This window comes from Nostoc sp., assembly GCF_036918015.1.
Classification (GTDB): Bacteria; Cyanobacteriota; Cyanobacteriia; order Cyanobacteriales; family Nostocaceae; genus Nostoc.
Map to the genome: position 1 here is coordinate 25,364 of NZ_JBALEO010000011.1, position 15,235 is coordinate 40,598.

A 15,235-nucleotide genomic window follows, 5' to 3' on the forward strand; every position below is an offset into this window, starting at 1 on the left:
TATATCAATTAATGATTACAACACATCCTTGGGTAAAGACGCGATGAATCGCGTCTCTACAAGTAGTAACTACAACTCTTTCTGTGTTAACTACAAAAGAAGCTGTAGTTAATAACGTTTCTAGTTTTATAAGTAATGCTTAAGTTGTTGTAACTACAGCTTAAACAGTATTTATCAATGCTCAAGGTGTTATAACTAATCCTTAAGTCGTTGTTATTACAGTTTAAGCTGTTGTTATGAATGTTTAAGTTGTAATTAATAACTTTCCTCGTTTGATAAGTAACGCTTAATACCAATTTAATGTGAAGTTGCAGATATCTTGATCCCCCTAAATCCCCCTTAAAAAGGGGGACTTTGATAGACGTTTTTCCGGTTCCCCCCTTTTTAAGGGCTACGGTGTATACACAAGTTATCGAATCACAACCAGTTAGTCGAATTACCCCACCCTAACCCTCCCCTTGGAAAGGGGAGGGAACTAGATTTCTTGTTTCCCCCCTTTCCAAGGGGGGATTAAGGGGGGTAATTTAACTTGTGTGTACACCGGAGCCTTTTTAAGGGGGGCTAGGGGGGATCGAATTCTATGCAGCTTCATAAAGAATTGGTATAAGTTGTTGTTATTACGCCTGAAGTTGTGCTTAGAAACATTCAAGTTATCGTTAATTCACAAAAACACGATCGTAAATTAATTTTCCCAGTTTTTAACTGGCTGCTACTCAATTGCTATTCAAAACGGTAGCCTAAGAGAATCCAGCAACTCACACACATTTCATCATGTTACCTAAACCCAAAAAGCACTGGACTCCTTCAAATTGGGCAAGTTGGAAGCCTTTTGGCATTGGCGAACAGTACCCCAACAACTACTGGGAGGTATTTCGCGCGATTTGGCTGTCTCGTGACAAACTACCTTATGCGTGGAATATTCTCGATAAAGGTGTCTGTGATGGTTGCGCTCTCGGAACAACCGGGATGAAGGATTGGACTTTAGATGGTATTCATCTCTGCAATGTGCGGTTGCGGCTGTTGCGGATGAATACGATGCCAGCTTTTGACCCTGTGCTATTGGAGGATGTCTCGCAGTTGCAAAAGCAAAAAAGTGCCCAATTACGGGACTTAGGACGACTTCCTTATCCGATGATTCGTCAACGTGGGGAAAAAGGCTTTCGCCGTGTGAGTTGGGATGAAGCTTTAGAGGTAATTAGCGATCGCATCCGCACTACTACACCAGATCGTCTCAGTTTTTATGTTACCAGTCGCGGGACTGTCAACGAAACTTATTATGCTACCCAAAAAGCTGTGCGGTCAATGGGAAGCAATAATATTGATAACGCTGCCCGCATTTGCCATTCTCCCAGCACGGCGGGTTTAAAAGCTGCTCTTGGTGCTGGGGCTACGACTTGTTCTTATAAAGACTGGATTGGAACTGATTTATTAGTCTTTATTGGCTCCAATGTTGCTAACAATCAGCCTGTCACCGTCAAATATCTCCATTATGCTAAAAAAGCTGGCACTAGAATTGTAGTTATTAATACTTACCGCGAACCAGGAATGGAGCGCTATTGGGTTCCCTCAATTGTCGAAAGTGCTGTTTTCGGTACAAAGTTTGCCGAAGACTTCTTCTTAATCAACATGGGCGGGGATATAGCATTTTTGAATGGCACTATTAAACATATAATTGCTAACAACTGGGTAGACCAGTCATTTATAGATTTATACACAGATGGCTTTGCTGAACTCAAAGCATCTTTAGAAAGCCAATCTTGGGAAGAATTAGAGCGGCTTTCTGGAACATCCCGCGAGTCAATGTCCGCTTTTGCCAAAATGGTCAAAGAAGCGAATAAAGCCGTATTTGTTTGGAGTATGGGTATTACTCAGCATGAATGCGGTGAAGATAACGTGCGAAGTATCATTAATCTAGCTCTCACCAAAGGTTTTGTCGGTCGGGAAGGCTGCGGTTTAATGCCAATTCGCGGTCACTCTGGGGTACAGGGTGGTGCAGAGATGGGATGTTACGCGACAGTTTTTCCTGGTGGTAAACCTATCACTCCAGAAAATGCTACCCAATTGAGTCAACATTGGGGCTTTGAAGTGCCAGCAAGTAAAGGTTTAATTGCTCCAGAAATGATTAGCGCCGCCCATCAGGGAGATTTGGATGTGTTGGTTTCCGTGGGTGGAAATTTTTTAGAAGTGCTGCCAGAACCAGATTATGTGGAAGCAGCGCTGAAGAAAATACCGTTGCGGGTACATATAGATATTGTTCTCTCCAGCCAAATGTTGGTGGAACCTGCTGATACTGTGGTGCTGTTACCTGCGACGACTCGCTACGAAATACCAGGAGGAGTCACAGAAACGAACACCGAACGCCGGGTAATTTTCAGTCCAGAAATTCCGGGGCCGCGCATTGGGGAAGCGCGTCCAGAGTGGGAAGTGTTTTTAGAATTGGCAAGGCGGGTAAAACCAGATTTGGCAGATAAGCTGGCTTTTGCTGACACAGCTGCTATCCGTCAAGAAATTGCTCAAGTTGTCCCGCAATATGCCGGTATTCAACACTTACAGCAAGCTGGCGATCAATTTCAATATGGTGGCTCACATTTGTGCTTTGGTTGGAATTTTCCCACAGCCGATGGGAAAGCACACTTTGGCGTATTATTACCACGCCAAAGAGAATTACCAGAGGGTTATTTTTTATTAGCAACGCGCCGAGGCAAACAATTTAATAGTATGGTGCAGGAACGCAAGGATGCAATTACTGGGGCGATGCGAGAGGCGGTGCTAATGAATGCTAGTGATGCAGCACAGTTGGGTTTAAAAGATCGCGATCGCGTTATTCTTAAGAATGATTTAGGCGAGTTGTTCTGTCAAGTTTACATTGCGCCAATTCAGTCAGGTAACTTGCAAGTACATTGGCCAGAAGGGAATGTGTTACTAGATAAAGGTAAGCGATCGCTTGAAGGTGTACCTGATTATAATGCAGTAGTACGCTTAGAAAAGCAAACCTAATATTAACGCTTGACCACTGCTACCCTCAACTTAACATCACTCCAAAACTTGCAGCCATGTCTGTCGCCAAAGATTTTGAAACCCCAGAAGATGTTATATTTCCACCAGGGGATTTAGAAAGTAACGAACCACCATTGGAAACATATCTACATTTGCAGCAAATGCTGCTATTGAAAAAATGTCTTGATTGGTGGTGGCGAGACTTCAATCGTATTAATGACTACTTTGCTGCGGGGAATATTAGCATTCATTACAGTCCACGCCAGCATAAATCCGAAGACTTTCGGGGGCCAGATTTCTTTGTAGTTTTAAATACTGAACGTAAACTCCGTGATAGTTGGGTTGTTTGGGAAGAGGACGGCAAATATCCGAATTTGATTATAGAACTGCTTTCAAAGTCAACCGCAGCGATTGACAAGGGCTTAAAAAAACAAATTTACCAAGATATCTTTCGCACTCCTGAATATTTCTGGTTTGACCCCAAGAATCTAGAATTTGCTGGGTTTATTTTGGTGGGTGGTACGTATCAACCTATAGAACCCAACCCACAAGGATTGTTGTGGAGTCAGCAGCTAAGTTTGTACTTGGGCGTTCATGAAAATCAATTACGCTATTTCAATGCGGAAGGACAGGTAATACCTACACCTGAAGAAATTGCCCAGTGGGAAGCGGAACACGCCCAACAAGAAAGACAACGTGCTGAACAAGAAAGACAACGTGCTGAACGGCTAGCAGCAAAACTGCGAGAATTGGGTGTTGACCCAGATACGATTTAAAGTATGTAAACTTGCTCTAAAAATCATGGAACCTCAACCAAAGGAGATCAGAAATTACCTAACACATAACGGGATAAATCCTTTTTTTGAGTGGTTTGACTCTTTGCGAGATAGAAAAGCAAAAGCTAAAATCAGAGCAAGGCTTGACCGAGTAGAAGCAGGTAATTTTGGTGATTGTAAATCAGTGGGAGATGGAGTTTTTGAACTAAGAATAGATTACAGTTCTGGCTATCGTGTTTACTTTGGGCAAGAAGGGTCAGCAATTATTATTCTTTTGTGCGGTGGTGATAAAAGTACTCAAGAAAAAGATATTAATAAAGCAAAAGAATATTGGGAAGATTATCGGAGTAGAGATGATGTCTAAAAGTGCAAGCTATCATGAAAAACTGATTGAAGACCTCAAAGATCCATTAGAAGCAGCAGCTTATATCGAAGTTGTTTTAGAAGAAGGCGACCCGAAAATGTTAAGTAAGGCGCTAAAAAATGTGATTGAGGCACAAGGTGGAATTGATAAACTTTCTGTACAAGTTAAGGAAGTTTATGACAAACTCGAACAGATATTAGCCGAGAAAGAAGAAATAGAATTTTATTGTCTGAGTGCTTTGCTGGATGCATTAGGGTTGCATTTGGCGGTAACAGTTAAGTTAAGCTGAAACCTACAAACATAATTACAAATAATTACTATAGGATTACTATTTGATTTTTGAACAACACGTAGGGTGTGTTATCGCGAAGCGTAACGCACCATTTTCAAGGGTTTGGTGCGTTAGACTAAAGTCATAACGCACCCTACAAATACTTAATTTTTTTCAGAAATCAAACCGGATTCCTATCTCATTTATTCTCAACAACTTCCAGACCTGTCCTAGCTACTGATTTAAGATCAACATTCTGATTGTTTAGCAGCACTACTATAGTGGTATTTTCATTGGGTAAATATGCAAGCAATGTTGCGAAGCCATAAGCTATACCACTATGCCCAATTGCTTTTGCTAAAGGAGATGAAAACCGTTCTACACCCAAGCCATAGCTATAGTCTGCACCATTATCTTTAAATTTCAGCATTTCTTTCATCATCTTTGACGAAAGTAAAGTTTTTTTGACAAATAACGCTTTGGCGAACTTGGCTAAATCCTCTGCTGTTGAAACCAATCCCCCATCTCCCAAACCATTGCCATCATTGACTTGGGCGTAACTATCTAGCTTACCATCCTGATTGCGATCGCCATAACCTGTAGCTACTTCGCCAATTGTCGGTTCGCGCAATTCTGTGAAGGTATGTTTTAATCCCAATGGTTTTAAAATCTGACTGCGGATTGCTTGGGCGAGAGTTTCCCTAGTCATATTTTCAACAATCAGTTCCAAAAGAATATAGTTGCAATCAGTATAAATAAATTTTTCTCCGGGATTTGCCTTTGGTTCTTCTTGATACATATACTGAATAGCTTCTCTGGCTGTCCAAGGCTGTGAGCGACTTCTTTTCGCTGTAGCTTGAATAAACTCTTTTGTATCTAGGTATTCAGCAACACCACTGGTGTGGTTGAGGAGTTGACGAACTGTAATTTTTTCGCTGTTGACAATATGAGGACTAATATCTCTTGGTAAGTAGGTTGCGATCGCCCGATCTAATTGTACTTTCCCTTGTTCCACTAATTTCAGCACAACCACGGCCATAAAAGTTTTACTCATGCTGGCAATAGAAAAGCCATCTGTGGGTTTCATCCTGGTTTTAGTTGACAAATTATTGACACCAGATGCTCCCAGCCAAGAACCTTTAGGTGTAGTAATATACATTACCGCACCAGGGATTTTCTGTTCTACAACTATCTCGTTTAAAAGTTTCTGTAGTTGAGAACTTTTTCCTACGGTGGAAGTAGATATCACTTGTTTAGCAAGAGATTTTTCAATTACTCTCTGACTAATGTTATTAGCTACTAAATATCCTGTAAAACCAAGGGAAATTACAAAGATTATTGCAAATAAAATTTTGCTGAAAGCCAAAAGTTTTAGGTTCATTTTACTTACTAAACAGAAACCGAGGCAATCTAGCTCAACTGCACAAAGTAGTTGGTGAGCATCAACCTGACATCTAATATACAAATAGCATTACTTTGTTCCCAGATTAGGATCAAAATTTAAAGTCAGCAACTCTCATAAATATGAAAATGCCAACTCAAAGCAAAACCAAAGCCACTGTCTGGGTTGTGGAAAATGGTAAAATGCGATCGCGTTTAGACCAACTCACCACCGAAGAACCTTTAGAAATTCGCCTCGTCCCTCTCCAGAAGACGGTGGCTGTAACAATGCGAACACCAGGAGCAGATTTTGAACTAGCTGCTGGTTTCCTCTACAGTGAAGGAGTCGTTAGCCGCAGAGAAGATATTCGACGTATTAGTTACTGCGTAGATGAATTAGTAGATGGTGAGCAGCGCCATAATATTGTAAATGTAGAACTGCGGGATGGGTTGATTCCAGACTTACAGCCTTTGGAGCGCCATTTCTACACTAGTAGCGCCTGTGGGGTGTGTGGTAAAGCTAGCCTTGAAGCTTTACGTCTGCGGGGATGTCCAGTGATTCCTTCTGGGCCAACGGTAACACCTGCGATCGTATACAGCCTACCAGATAAACTCCGGGCTGCTCAAGGTATTTTCACCGCTACAGGGGGTTTGCACGCTGCGGCTATCTTCGATGCTCAAGGACAACTGTTAAACCTGTGGGAGGATGTTGGACGACACAATGCTTTGGATAAATTGATTGGTACAGCTTTGCTCAGTGACGAATTGCCTTTAAATAATTGTATTATTCTGGTTAGCGGGCGCTCTAGTTTTGAGATTTTGCAAAAGTCTACAACTGCTGGGGTTCCTATCGTCTGTTCTGTTTCTGCTCCTAGTAGTTTGGCGGTGTCTGTTGCCGAAGAATTTGGGATTACCTTAATTGGATTCCTGCGCGGTGAACGGTTCAATATTTACACTGGTTTGCAAAGAATAAATGCTGTTTAAGAACACTTTCGTAGTGGCGTGGCGAGGCTAAATTGTTGCAAAAAAATTTGTAGGTTGGGTTGAGTAACGAAACCCAACACTCCGTCCGATCAATGTCGGGTTTTGTGTTGCTCAACCTAAGCTACATCTAATGCACTATTTTAGCTGTGCCACGCCAGTAGGGTGTGTTACCGCGAAGCGTAACGCACTGAAAGTATTGGGATTGCGCGTTAGCCAAAGACATAACGCACCCTACAAAACTGAAGTTTTACAACGATCTATTTAGTGTTGCTGTATATTGGTGATAGTTTGGTAGCTCTATCATAAATGTATGAATCCTGAAATAAAAACAAACGAACAAAGGGAAAATGAAACTAACGAGATTTATAGTGCGATAGGAGAATTTATTGTCGAATTTGAACATATATGTTTTGCGATTCAAACAAGTTCTATATTTATACTTCAAAAACTTGGTTTAAAAAATCAAGATGTAGCACGATTATTTGTCAACAAACTAACAGCAGGACAACTTAAAGATAAATTTAAAGATTTAGTATTTTTATCAAAAATATTTGATACTGAAGAATTAGAAATGATTAAAAATATTTTAGATAGATTTCAAAATTTAATAGAAAGACGAAATGAAATTATACATAGTACGTGGTTTATTGGTTATCCTAATTCTGAAACAAATGATTATACAACTGCTGATAATATAAAACTTTACAAAGAAAAAGATGGATTTGTAGCTAAAGCTTTTACAAATAAAGTTTCTGATTTTAGAAAATTAACACAAGAAGCAAGAACACTCAGCCCAATTTTCTCTGTAATTAGTTTACCTTGTATTGTTGAAGTGGAATCATTTAGCATAAAGAATTTACTTATTGTGAAGGACGGATTGATATCCTTAAAAGAAGGTATTCGTTTTGAAAGACCTTACACCGACAATCCCTAAATCACAGTATTATTAATAAAATATTATTAGTATTAGTTAATCTTGGGCTTCCTTAAAGATATATAGGAGTTGTCAATCCTGTATTTTAGCTGTCTTGAGCCAAGATATTGAGCCGTTAATTGCGATGAACAAAAAAATTACATAAAGAAAAGCAACAAATTTAACTTCTTTAACGTAATACAACCAAATACCAATAACATCAACAATAATCCAGTAATACCAACTTTCAATCCTTTTTTGTACCATGAGCCACATAGCAGTAAAACTCATGATTGTTGTAAGTGCATCTAAATAAGGAAAAGAAGCTTTCTCTAGAAATATTGCAGGGAGTAACAGATGAATTTTACTCATCAAAGCTCCCGTTGCGAATGAAACTGCTATTGTAATTGCTGCAATCAAAACAATTTTACGCGGTGGACTATATCGAACCTGTAAAACTTTACCAGTATCAGGTTCAGGTGTAATCCATCTCCACCAACCATACACACTAATAACTAAGTAATAGACTTGTTCTAACATATCCGCATACAAACGGATTTGATAAAAAAGTACCATGTATAGCAAGACGCTGACTATTCCAACAGGCCAAGTCAGAATCTTTCTCTGAGAAATTAGCCACACCGACCATAGAGAAAAAATCGTTCCCAAGAATTCTACATAACTCATGGGATATCCCATAAGATTGAAGGCGATAGTATTTATACTCCAAAATTCAATCATTTTAATACACTTTATAAAATAATTTTTTTGAAAAATAAATCACCTAAATTGCTATACTTTTGGTAGGATAAAACTACCTTTTTAACCAGACTAATACGCGCATTTATATCGCCATAAATGCGAAAAAATGGAACTTTTCTAATAATTAAGTCGCTCTGAATCTGTTTTTGAAATATACTACGATTTGCCTCTCCAGAACGATCCCAGGTATCATCGTAAGGGATATCTGAATCACAAAGAAATACTAAATCATAGCGCGACATGGCTTGATGGGCAAGTTCTGCTAACTCTGGAGCAACAGTTTTGTGGTAATACAAGGAGAATTGATAGGTTGTCAATGCATTAGTATCTGTAAATAAATACTGGTTTGCTTGCAATAATAAGGCTTCTTCACGTTCTAAATGCCCTTTGGCAATCTCCACAAGTTGCGAGAGCGAAAGTTGCCTATTAATTTGATATTTTTCCCAATACTCGCGCCCATACTCTGGCATCCATACAGTGTTAAACTCTTTAGCTAATTGTGATGCAATGGTGGTTTTACCAGTCGAAGGAGCGCCCAGAAAAACAATATTGGCGATCAGATCGCGGTACACATCAGGATGTAAATACTCTCGAAATGCGTAAGCGTCTCTTCTTACTTGCGTTCCAGAAATTGGAAAAGTTTGGCGATCGCAATCTACGAGCCGATTAACTGCCCCCAACGCCTGACTTACGTGTTCACCGTAAAATTCACTACAGTAAAAGTGGGTAATTTTTTTGGATTTTAATTGTTTCAGGATGTAATCTTCGTGCTTTTGCTTAATCTCAGGAGTATCACCAACCTCAGTTGGGCCATCCCACGCTTCAATCACCTGAATTTGTGGATAAATTTGACGCAGCCAATTCGCTCGAACTGTTAAAGGAATAGCAGTCACTTCTGGACACTCATAAATCATCACAAGTACCTCATCCATCTCTGCTAAGGCTGTTTCAATCACCAATTGATGCCCTTTATGGAGAGGCGCGTATTTACCTAGTGTGAGTCCGCATTTACTAGTCATAATTTTGACTTTTTATAGATACCTATTACTCTAAAAAAGAAGTCGCCGTGTTGTACTAGCTAAATCTTAGTTAAGGCAAGAGACGCGATAAAAACGCCGTCCCTACAATAATTGGTCTTTTGTAGAGACGGCGATTTATCGCGTCTTTGTGATGATTTATCGCATCTTTAGCGATCTAGAATTCAGATGAGATATTAGCTAACTTAGTCCATTAGATGCTGCTGTACTTGTGAAACTAGTTCATTTGTCCAGTAGTTGGTGAGTTCGGCATTGGCTGCCTCCACCATTACTCTAATGACTGGTTCTGTGCCAGAGGCGCGAACCAAAATTCTACCGGAATCGCCCATTGCAGCTTCAGCAAGAGCGATCGCTTTTTGTACTGGTTGGCAATCTTGCCATCCCAAACGGCGATCGCGATCGACAACGCGCACGTTGCGCAATAATTGCGGATAGGTTTGGAAGCTTCGATCTACTAATTCGCTCAAGGGAACACCCGCCTCTCTCACCAAAGATGCTATGTGTAATGCAGTTAACAAACCATCTCCAGTTACGGCATAATGACGGCAAAGAATATGACCTGATTGTTCGCCACCTAACATTGCTCCAGTGCGCTGCATTTCGGCTTGCACGTATTGGTCGCCAACTGCGGTACGAATTAAGTTACCACCAATTTGCTGCCAAGCTTTCTCAAAGCCTAAGTTGGCCATGACTGTAGATACAATCAGGTTGTCTGGCAATTGTTGGTTTTGTTGTAAGTGCCGTCCCCACAGATAGAGAATGTAATCGCCGTTAACTTGCCTGCCGGTATTGTCGACTGCTAAGACGCGATCGGCATCGCCATCGAAGCCAAAGCCGATATCGGCGTTGTGTTCTTGTACCGTTGCTGCCAGAATGTCTAGGTGGGTGGAACCGCAGTTAACATTGATGCGATCGCCATCAGCTTCGTTATGCAAGCAGATTACCTCCGCCCCCATTTCTGTAAATACTGATGGTGCTAACCCAACTGCGGCTCCCCATGCCAAGTCTAAAACAATCTTCATTCCCTGAAGATTTAGGGCACCATTCAAGGGTTTTTTCAACGCCGAACTATAATCTTCCACTAACTCGAAACGTGAGTAATGCCGTCCGCAATTACTGACTCTAGCGATCGGTGATATCTTGCCACGCAGTCCCGCTTCAATTTCTGTCTGCAATATTTGCGGTAACTTCCCACCATTGCCACCAAAAACCTTAATCCCATTGTCTTCAGGGGGATTGTGGCTGGCAGAAATCATCACTCCGCCGATAGCATCACTGATACTGGTGAGATAGGCAACGCAAGGAGTGGGACATAATCCCAAATACCAAACTTCTAACCCCGCTGCTGTTAACCCTGCACTCAAAGCCATTGCCAGCATATCGCTGGAGTTTCTAGAATCCTGTCCCAGAATCACTGGCCCTACTTGAGTAGCATGGTTACGTAAAACAATCCCCGTCCAAAAACCAACTTGCAATGCTAGAGGCGCACTCAGTAATTCTCCCACTCGCCCGCGAATCCCATCTGTGCCAAATAAGGGATTTGCTGGTAGTGGGATTAAATTCAGTCCAAAACTGCTCTCAATCCCTTTACCCAATCCCTCAACTTCAGAAGTAGAACCCCCAGAAATGCCCGATGTCCGAGTTATAGATGAAACCATATTTTTAAACACTCCACACAATCACACTGAAAAATAAATAGCACTTAAGGCTTTATTCAGCAATTTTGACATGCTTTTTCTCTTTATAAATTCATTCTAGATCGAGCTATCTTTACGTAATAATACTGAATTTTTCTTTCTAAGATTGTAAATCTTTGATAAAGTCAGTATTGGTTTTTACGTTATTAGTAAAGTCTCCACATCTTAGCTAATTATTCCTTTTATGCCGACAATTTTCGTTTTGATTTTTATCTGTATTAGTTCACACTTTACAATGCTATTATTAAGTAAGCGTGTAACAAATATTACTTTTTATCCATCACAAAGATTTTCACCCAATCTGAGAATGAAAGCAAGATTCAGCTAATAACAACAAAAAATCAAAATACTGAAATCTAAAATTCTGTTCTCTTAGCCTTGTTGCTGTGTAAAAAATAACAGAATAATTGCAGCTTAAAAAATTTTAATATAAATTCTCATCAAATAGTTTTAAGGTAACGTTTTAATGGCTTTTTTAGCCGTTAGTGAATCAAAACTCCGGCAGTTAACTTTTTAAAGTTGAGAAATTTAGCATGAGCAGCAATTTAGCAACCAAATTACGTGTAGGCACTAAGAAAGCCCACACGATGGCAGAGAATGTAGGTTTTGTCAAGTGCTTTTTAAAAGGAGTAGTGGAAAAAAACTCTTACCGGAAACTTGTTGCTAACTTCTACTTCGTCTACTCAGCGATGGAAGAGGAAATAGAAAAGCACCGCCAGCACCCAATAGTTTCTAAAATTAACTTTCCTCAGCTAAACCGCAAGCATAGCTTAGAAGAAGACCTGAGTTATTACTTTGGTGCAAACTGGAGAGAGCAAATCAAACTATCTCCCGCAGGTGACGCTTATGTACAACGCATCCGAGAAATATCTGCTACAGAACCGGAATTGTTAATCGCCCATTCATACACTCGTTACATAGGTGACTTATCCGGGGGACAAATTCTCAAAAATATTGCTGTTACAGCGATGAATTTGTCTGAAGGACAAGGAACAGCCTTTTATGAGTTTCCAGAAATTCCTGATGAGAAGGCATTCAAAGCCAAATATCGGCAAACTTTGGATGAATTACCCCTTGACGAGGCGGCAACCGATCGCATCGTTGATGAAGCTAACGCCGCCTTTGGCACGAACATGAAGCTGTTCCAGGAATTGGAAGGTAATTTGATCAAGGCGATCGGTGTGATGCTATACAACAGCCTCACACGGCGTCGTACACGTGGTAGTACTGAACTCGTCACAGCTGAGTAATCGGGTTGAGATTGCGGAGTATGGTGTGTGGAGTCATAAGTCCAGATAGCCTGATGAAGGATAATTCATAGGTGTTTCTGGCGAAAGAGCGAAAAACGCTCAAAATATTTAGGGGCAATAGCCTTGTGACTGCTTTTGATATGTGAAAGCAAGCATGGGGAGATTGCCCCTCAATTATGATTGAAGGAGTTAAGGGACTTCCAAATAAAAAAATATACTATCGTTTTGAGGGCAGGGAGCAGGGGAACCTACGGTGTACACACAAGTCGAAATTACCCCCCTTAATCCCCCCTTATAAAGTGGGGAAACCGGAAAATCTAGTTCCCTCCCCTTTATAAGGGGAGGGTTAGGGTGGGGTAAAAGCGTGATTTCTGAGCTATTTCAGACTTGTGTGTACACTGTAGGCAGGGAGACAGGGAACAGGGAGCAGAGGGACAGAGGGAAAGAAACTCGTTTTGATTTGGTTAAATTGGATAATTTATTTCTTGGAAGTCCCTAATACCAATTTCAAAAAAGAATGTGACAGATACAAGCCTAGAAATCTAGATAAAATTTAGCTTTCTGAATTTTTAATTTTTAATTGGTATAACTACTCCAAGCTAAATCATTAGAATACTCCAAGTAAAAAAATGCCCAATTGTCATTGCGAGTGAAGCGAAGCAATCGCAATGACTGGGCTTGCTTCGCTTCGTACCCAACTCTTGGAGAGGCTGCGCCAACGGGAACGCCAAGGGCGAACGCAATGACGGGTTTTGGATCATTTATTTTTTGGAACACTCTTAGAGAACTTTTATGTGTCGGCTAAACTGTTCCTCAACAAAATAGCTACTAGAAAATTCACTTGCAAAAGAAACTTGATGAAAGTGATAATCTAGATTCAGCAAATTATAGACAAGTCTTAAAAAATAATCATCTATCCAGAAATCTACATCAAATAGTGAAATACCATATTTCCCTTCCAACCTGCGATTTAAAGTTTTCAGTAACCAAGACCATTGAGGTTTGAGAGTCGGATCGATGCGATTCCCAAATACAGGATTAAAAAACTGATTGACTTGAGTTGTTCTCACATCAATCACTTTAGTTAATAAATCTGCTGCCTTGATTGGAGATGAATTAAACCAATAGTTAGCGACTACTAAATCATGTAAATAAGCAACTACGATTTTAGGGTTTTCTTTAATGAACTGCGAACGACAAACAATTCCTCTGATTGATGGAATTCTTAAACTAATTGTTTGAGATAAAGGTAGTTTTCTGACAAAAGCATAAGCTTCTAAAATTGAGGCAAAAGTGTGACAACATACGTAAGCATCTATAGTTTTATTTGCTAAACTCTTACTTGCTCTACGAGGATCTTCATTGACTAATCTGCAATCTTTACTGACATCCATATCATAGAGGTCAAAAAGAGTAATGATGAACCTATGGGCATTTGAACCAAATAAAGTAGAAATTCGTTTACCTTTTAGATCCTGGATAGTGTTTATAGAAGAATCTTTATGCAAAACAATATTTATATCTTGACCCAAAAGATTATATGAAGCCATCCCAATTAATTTAGAACCAAAACTTAAATCATCAAAGAATTGGCTACCATTATTCAAGAGAGAAATATCATCTAAAATACAAATATCTAGTTCTCCCCGCTTCATCTGTCGGTTCATTTGTTCCCCAGAAGCAAAGGGCAGAATTTGTAACTCAAAATCTCGATTAATTTCAATATTTTTGAAAATAGCCTGTTCAAGTGATGATGCTCTCTGTAAATCAGAAATATACTTAGTTCCATATCCAGCAATAAACTGTCCTATGGAATCTCTCTGAATACCTATCCTCAGAATATTTTCTTCTTTGGGAGAACAGCTACCTAAAAATAGATTTACGTTGGGCAAACTTTCTAAGTTATCCGCATCTAGCCTAAAACTTCTTACCAAACTCTCTGCGGATATTAACAATTCACTAAAGCGAGGAACATGAAGATAAATTCCATATTCATTAACATCTTGAATCGGAAAAGTTAAAACTTGGTATTGAGATATGATATCAGCTTGGCAAAAGTCAGGTAAAATCGTTAGCTTTTGATTTTTTTCGGCGTAGTTTAGTACATCTTGATAACTTTGTAGCACTTGTACGCCACTTAATTTGTTCATCAAAAATTCATTTTTAGATAGTTCCTGATGAACCTCATCTAAAAGCACAACATCAGCCAGATCGATATCATTTATTTTAACTAAGCTATGCTCATTGAGATATTTACTTGCCCTAAAGGAAACCAACAGCATTTTATGAGTTTTTAATCTAGTGCAGTGGTGTTCTTCTTTATATCCAGGGCAACTGTTGAGCAAGAGATCCATTTCTATGAGTTGAGAATTTGAAAAAAAGCTGCTATCTTTAACTGCAATTTCTTTAATATTTCTACCTGGGAAACAAAGCTGGAATCGCTGCAAATATTGTTTGAGCCAGACTTCTAAAATTAAACTAGTAGCCCCCAATATCAAATCTTCGCCTTCAGCGCTAAATGTTGCCTGAAATTCTTCTTGCAGATTTTCTACAGTTTCTACGACATTAAGTGTCTGGGAAATCAATTTCCTGCCTTTATTAGTCAAGCATATAGAGCCAGGTGAGCGATTTAGGAGAATTACTCCGAAACAATCCTCTATTTGTTTGACTTTTTTACTAATTAGTGCCTGACTATATCCTAGCTTTTGGGCGGCTTTTGAGAAGCTACCACAGTCATCTACTGCTTTTAATATTTTGAGGTGATTTAGGGTGATATCTTCGAGTTTAATCTTATTCATGCTAGG

The 15,235-nt window shown here is 39.7% G+C and carries 12 protein-coding genes; 7 read left to right on the forward strand and 5 right to left on the reverse strand.

Annotation, left to right across the window (positions count from 1 at the left end; genetic code table 11):
* Nucleotides 1-771: 771 nt before the first annotated feature.
* From V7K61_RS02945 to V7K61_RS02960, 4 genes are read left to right on the forward strand one after another with little or no spacing between them, the layout of a single operon-like run.
* A complete protein-coding gene (locus V7K61_RS02945) occupies nt 772-2,997 on the forward strand; it encodes an FdhF/YdeP family oxidoreductase (RefSeq protein ID WP_335050808.1) in 2,226 nt (741 codons plus the stop codon).
* A 56-nt stretch (nt 2,998-3,053) separates the two neighbouring features.
* Entirely contained in the window at nt 3,054-3,773 is a 720-nt protein-coding gene (locus tag V7K61_RS02950) for a Uma2 family endonuclease (RefSeq protein ID WP_335050810.1), read from the forward strand.
* 25 nt (nt 3,774-3,798) lie between these two features.
* Complete coding sequence (locus V7K61_RS02955; protein ID WP_335050812.1) at nt 3,799-4,137, forward strand: type II toxin-antitoxin system RelE/ParE family toxin; 339 nt, start codon at nt 3,799-3,801, stop codon at nt 4,135-4,137.
* Nucleotides 4,130-4,426: a helix-turn-helix domain-containing transcriptional regulator gene (locus V7K61_RS02960; RefSeq protein ID WP_335050902.1), complete on the forward strand. Its 297-nt coding sequence runs from the start codon at nt 4,130-4,132 to the stop codon at nt 4,424-4,426. Before V7K61_RS02955 ends, V7K61_RS02960 begins: the two co-directional genes overlap by 8 nt.
* Nucleotides 4,427-4,607: 181 nt before the next feature.
* Here V7K61_RS02960 and V7K61_RS02965 read toward each other — a convergent pair whose 3' ends face one another.
* Nucleotides 4,608-5,789, reverse strand: coding sequence for a serine hydrolase domain-containing protein (locus V7K61_RS02965; protein WP_335050814.1), 1,182 nt, complete (start codon nt 5,787-5,789; stop codon nt 4,608-4,610).
* A gap of 143 nt (nt 5,790-5,932) precedes the next feature.
* Here V7K61_RS02965 and fdhD point away from each other — a divergent pair, with 143 nt between their 5' ends.
* Nucleotides 5,933-6,772, forward strand: a complete 840-nt coding sequence (gene fdhD / locus V7K61_RS02970; protein ID WP_335050816.1) for a formate dehydrogenase accessory sulfurtransferase FdhD — start codon at nt 5,933-5,935, stop codon at nt 6,770-6,772.
* Between the two features lie 310 nt (nt 6,773-7,082).
* A complete protein-coding gene (locus V7K61_RS02975; RefSeq protein WP_335050818.1) occupies nt 7,083-7,706 on the forward strand; it encodes a hypothetical protein in 624 nt (207 codons plus the stop codon).
* A 72-nt stretch (nt 7,707-7,778) separates the two neighbouring features.
* On the opposite strand, the gene pnuC is transcribed toward V7K61_RS02975, so the two are convergent.
* The 3 genes from pnuC to glmM all read right to left on the reverse strand — a co-directional run bounded on the left by pnuC (nt 7,779) and on the right by glmM (nt 11,142).
* Entirely contained in the window at nt 7,779-8,372 is a 594-nt protein-coding gene (pnuC, locus tag V7K61_RS02980) for a nicotinamide riboside transporter PnuC (RefSeq protein WP_094352942.1), read from the reverse strand.
* A 65-nt stretch (nt 8,373-8,437) separates the two neighbouring features.
* Nucleotides 8,438-9,466, reverse strand: a complete 1,029-nt coding sequence (locus V7K61_RS02985) for an AAA family ATPase (RefSeq protein WP_335050820.1) — start codon at nt 9,464-9,466, stop codon at nt 8,438-8,440.
* 203 nt (nt 9,467-9,669) lie between these two features.
* Nucleotides 9,670-11,142 carry a phosphoglucosamine mutase gene (glmM, locus tag V7K61_RS02990; protein WP_335050822.1) on the reverse strand — a complete coding sequence of 491 codons (1,473 nt, stop codon included), beginning with the start codon at nt 11,140-11,142 and terminating at the stop codon, nt 9,670-9,672.
* 572 nt (nt 11,143-11,714) lie between these two features.
* On the opposite strand from glmM, the gene V7K61_RS02995 reads away from it, so the two are divergent.
* Nucleotides 11,715-12,431, forward strand: coding sequence for a biliverdin-producing heme oxygenase (locus V7K61_RS02995; RefSeq protein WP_335050824.1), 717 nt, complete (start codon nt 11,715-11,717; stop codon nt 12,429-12,431).
* Nucleotides 12,432-13,210: 779 nt separating this feature from the next.
* On the opposite strand, the gene V7K61_RS03000 is transcribed toward V7K61_RS02995, so the two are convergent.
* Nucleotides 13,211-15,229 carry a LysR family transcriptional regulator gene (locus V7K61_RS03000; RefSeq protein ID WP_335050826.1) on the reverse strand — a complete coding sequence of 673 codons (2,019 nt, stop codon included), beginning with the start codon at nt 15,227-15,229 and terminating at the stop codon, nt 13,211-13,213.
* Nucleotides 15,230-15,235 lie beyond the last annotated feature (6 nt).

What these genes read in the sequence shown, in the direction of transcription:
- V7K61_RS02945 (WP_335050808.1), top strand. Translation starts at nt 772, where the DNA reads ATGTTACCTAAACCCAAAAAGCACTGGACTCCTTCAAATTGGGCAAGT.
- V7K61_RS02950 (WP_335050810.1), top strand. Translation starts at nt 3,054, where the DNA reads ATGTCTGTCGCCAAAGATTTTGAAACCCCAGAAGATGTTATATTTCCA.
- V7K61_RS02955 (WP_335050812.1), top strand. Translation starts at nt 3,799, where the DNA reads ATGGAACCTCAACCAAAGGAGATCAGAAATTACCTAACACATAACGGG.
- V7K61_RS02960 (WP_335050902.1), top strand. Translation starts at nt 4,130, where the DNA reads ATGTCTAAAAGTGCAAGCTATCATGAAAAACTGATTGAAGACCTCAAA.
- V7K61_RS02965 (WP_335050814.1), bottom strand. Translation starts at nt 5,789, where the DNA reads ATGAACCTAAAACTTTTGGCTTTCAGCAAAATTTTATTTGCAATAATC.
- fdhD (WP_335050816.1), top strand. Translation starts at nt 5,933, where the DNA reads ATGAAAATGCCAACTCAAAGCAAAACCAAAGCCACTGTCTGGGTTGTG.
- V7K61_RS02975 (WP_335050818.1), top strand. Translation starts at nt 7,083, where the DNA reads ATGAATCCTGAAATAAAAACAAACGAACAAAGGGAAAATGAAACTAAC.
- pnuC (WP_094352942.1), bottom strand. Translation starts at nt 8,372, where the DNA reads ATGAGTTATGTAGAATTCTTGGGAACGATTTTTTCTCTATGGTCGGTG.
- V7K61_RS02985 (WP_335050820.1), bottom strand. Translation starts at nt 9,466, where the DNA reads ATGACTAGTAAATGCGGACTCACACTAGGTAAATACGCGCCTCTCCAT.
- glmM (WP_335050822.1), bottom strand. Translation starts at nt 11,142, where the DNA reads ATGGTTTCATCTATAACTCGGACATCGGGCATTTCTGGGGGTTCTACT.
- V7K61_RS02995 (WP_335050824.1), top strand. Translation starts at nt 11,715, where the DNA reads ATGAGCAGCAATTTAGCAACCAAATTACGTGTAGGCACTAAGAAAGCC.
- V7K61_RS03000 (WP_335050826.1), bottom strand. Translation starts at nt 15,229, where the DNA reads ATGAATAAGATTAAACTCGAAGATATCACCCTAAATCACCTCAAAATA.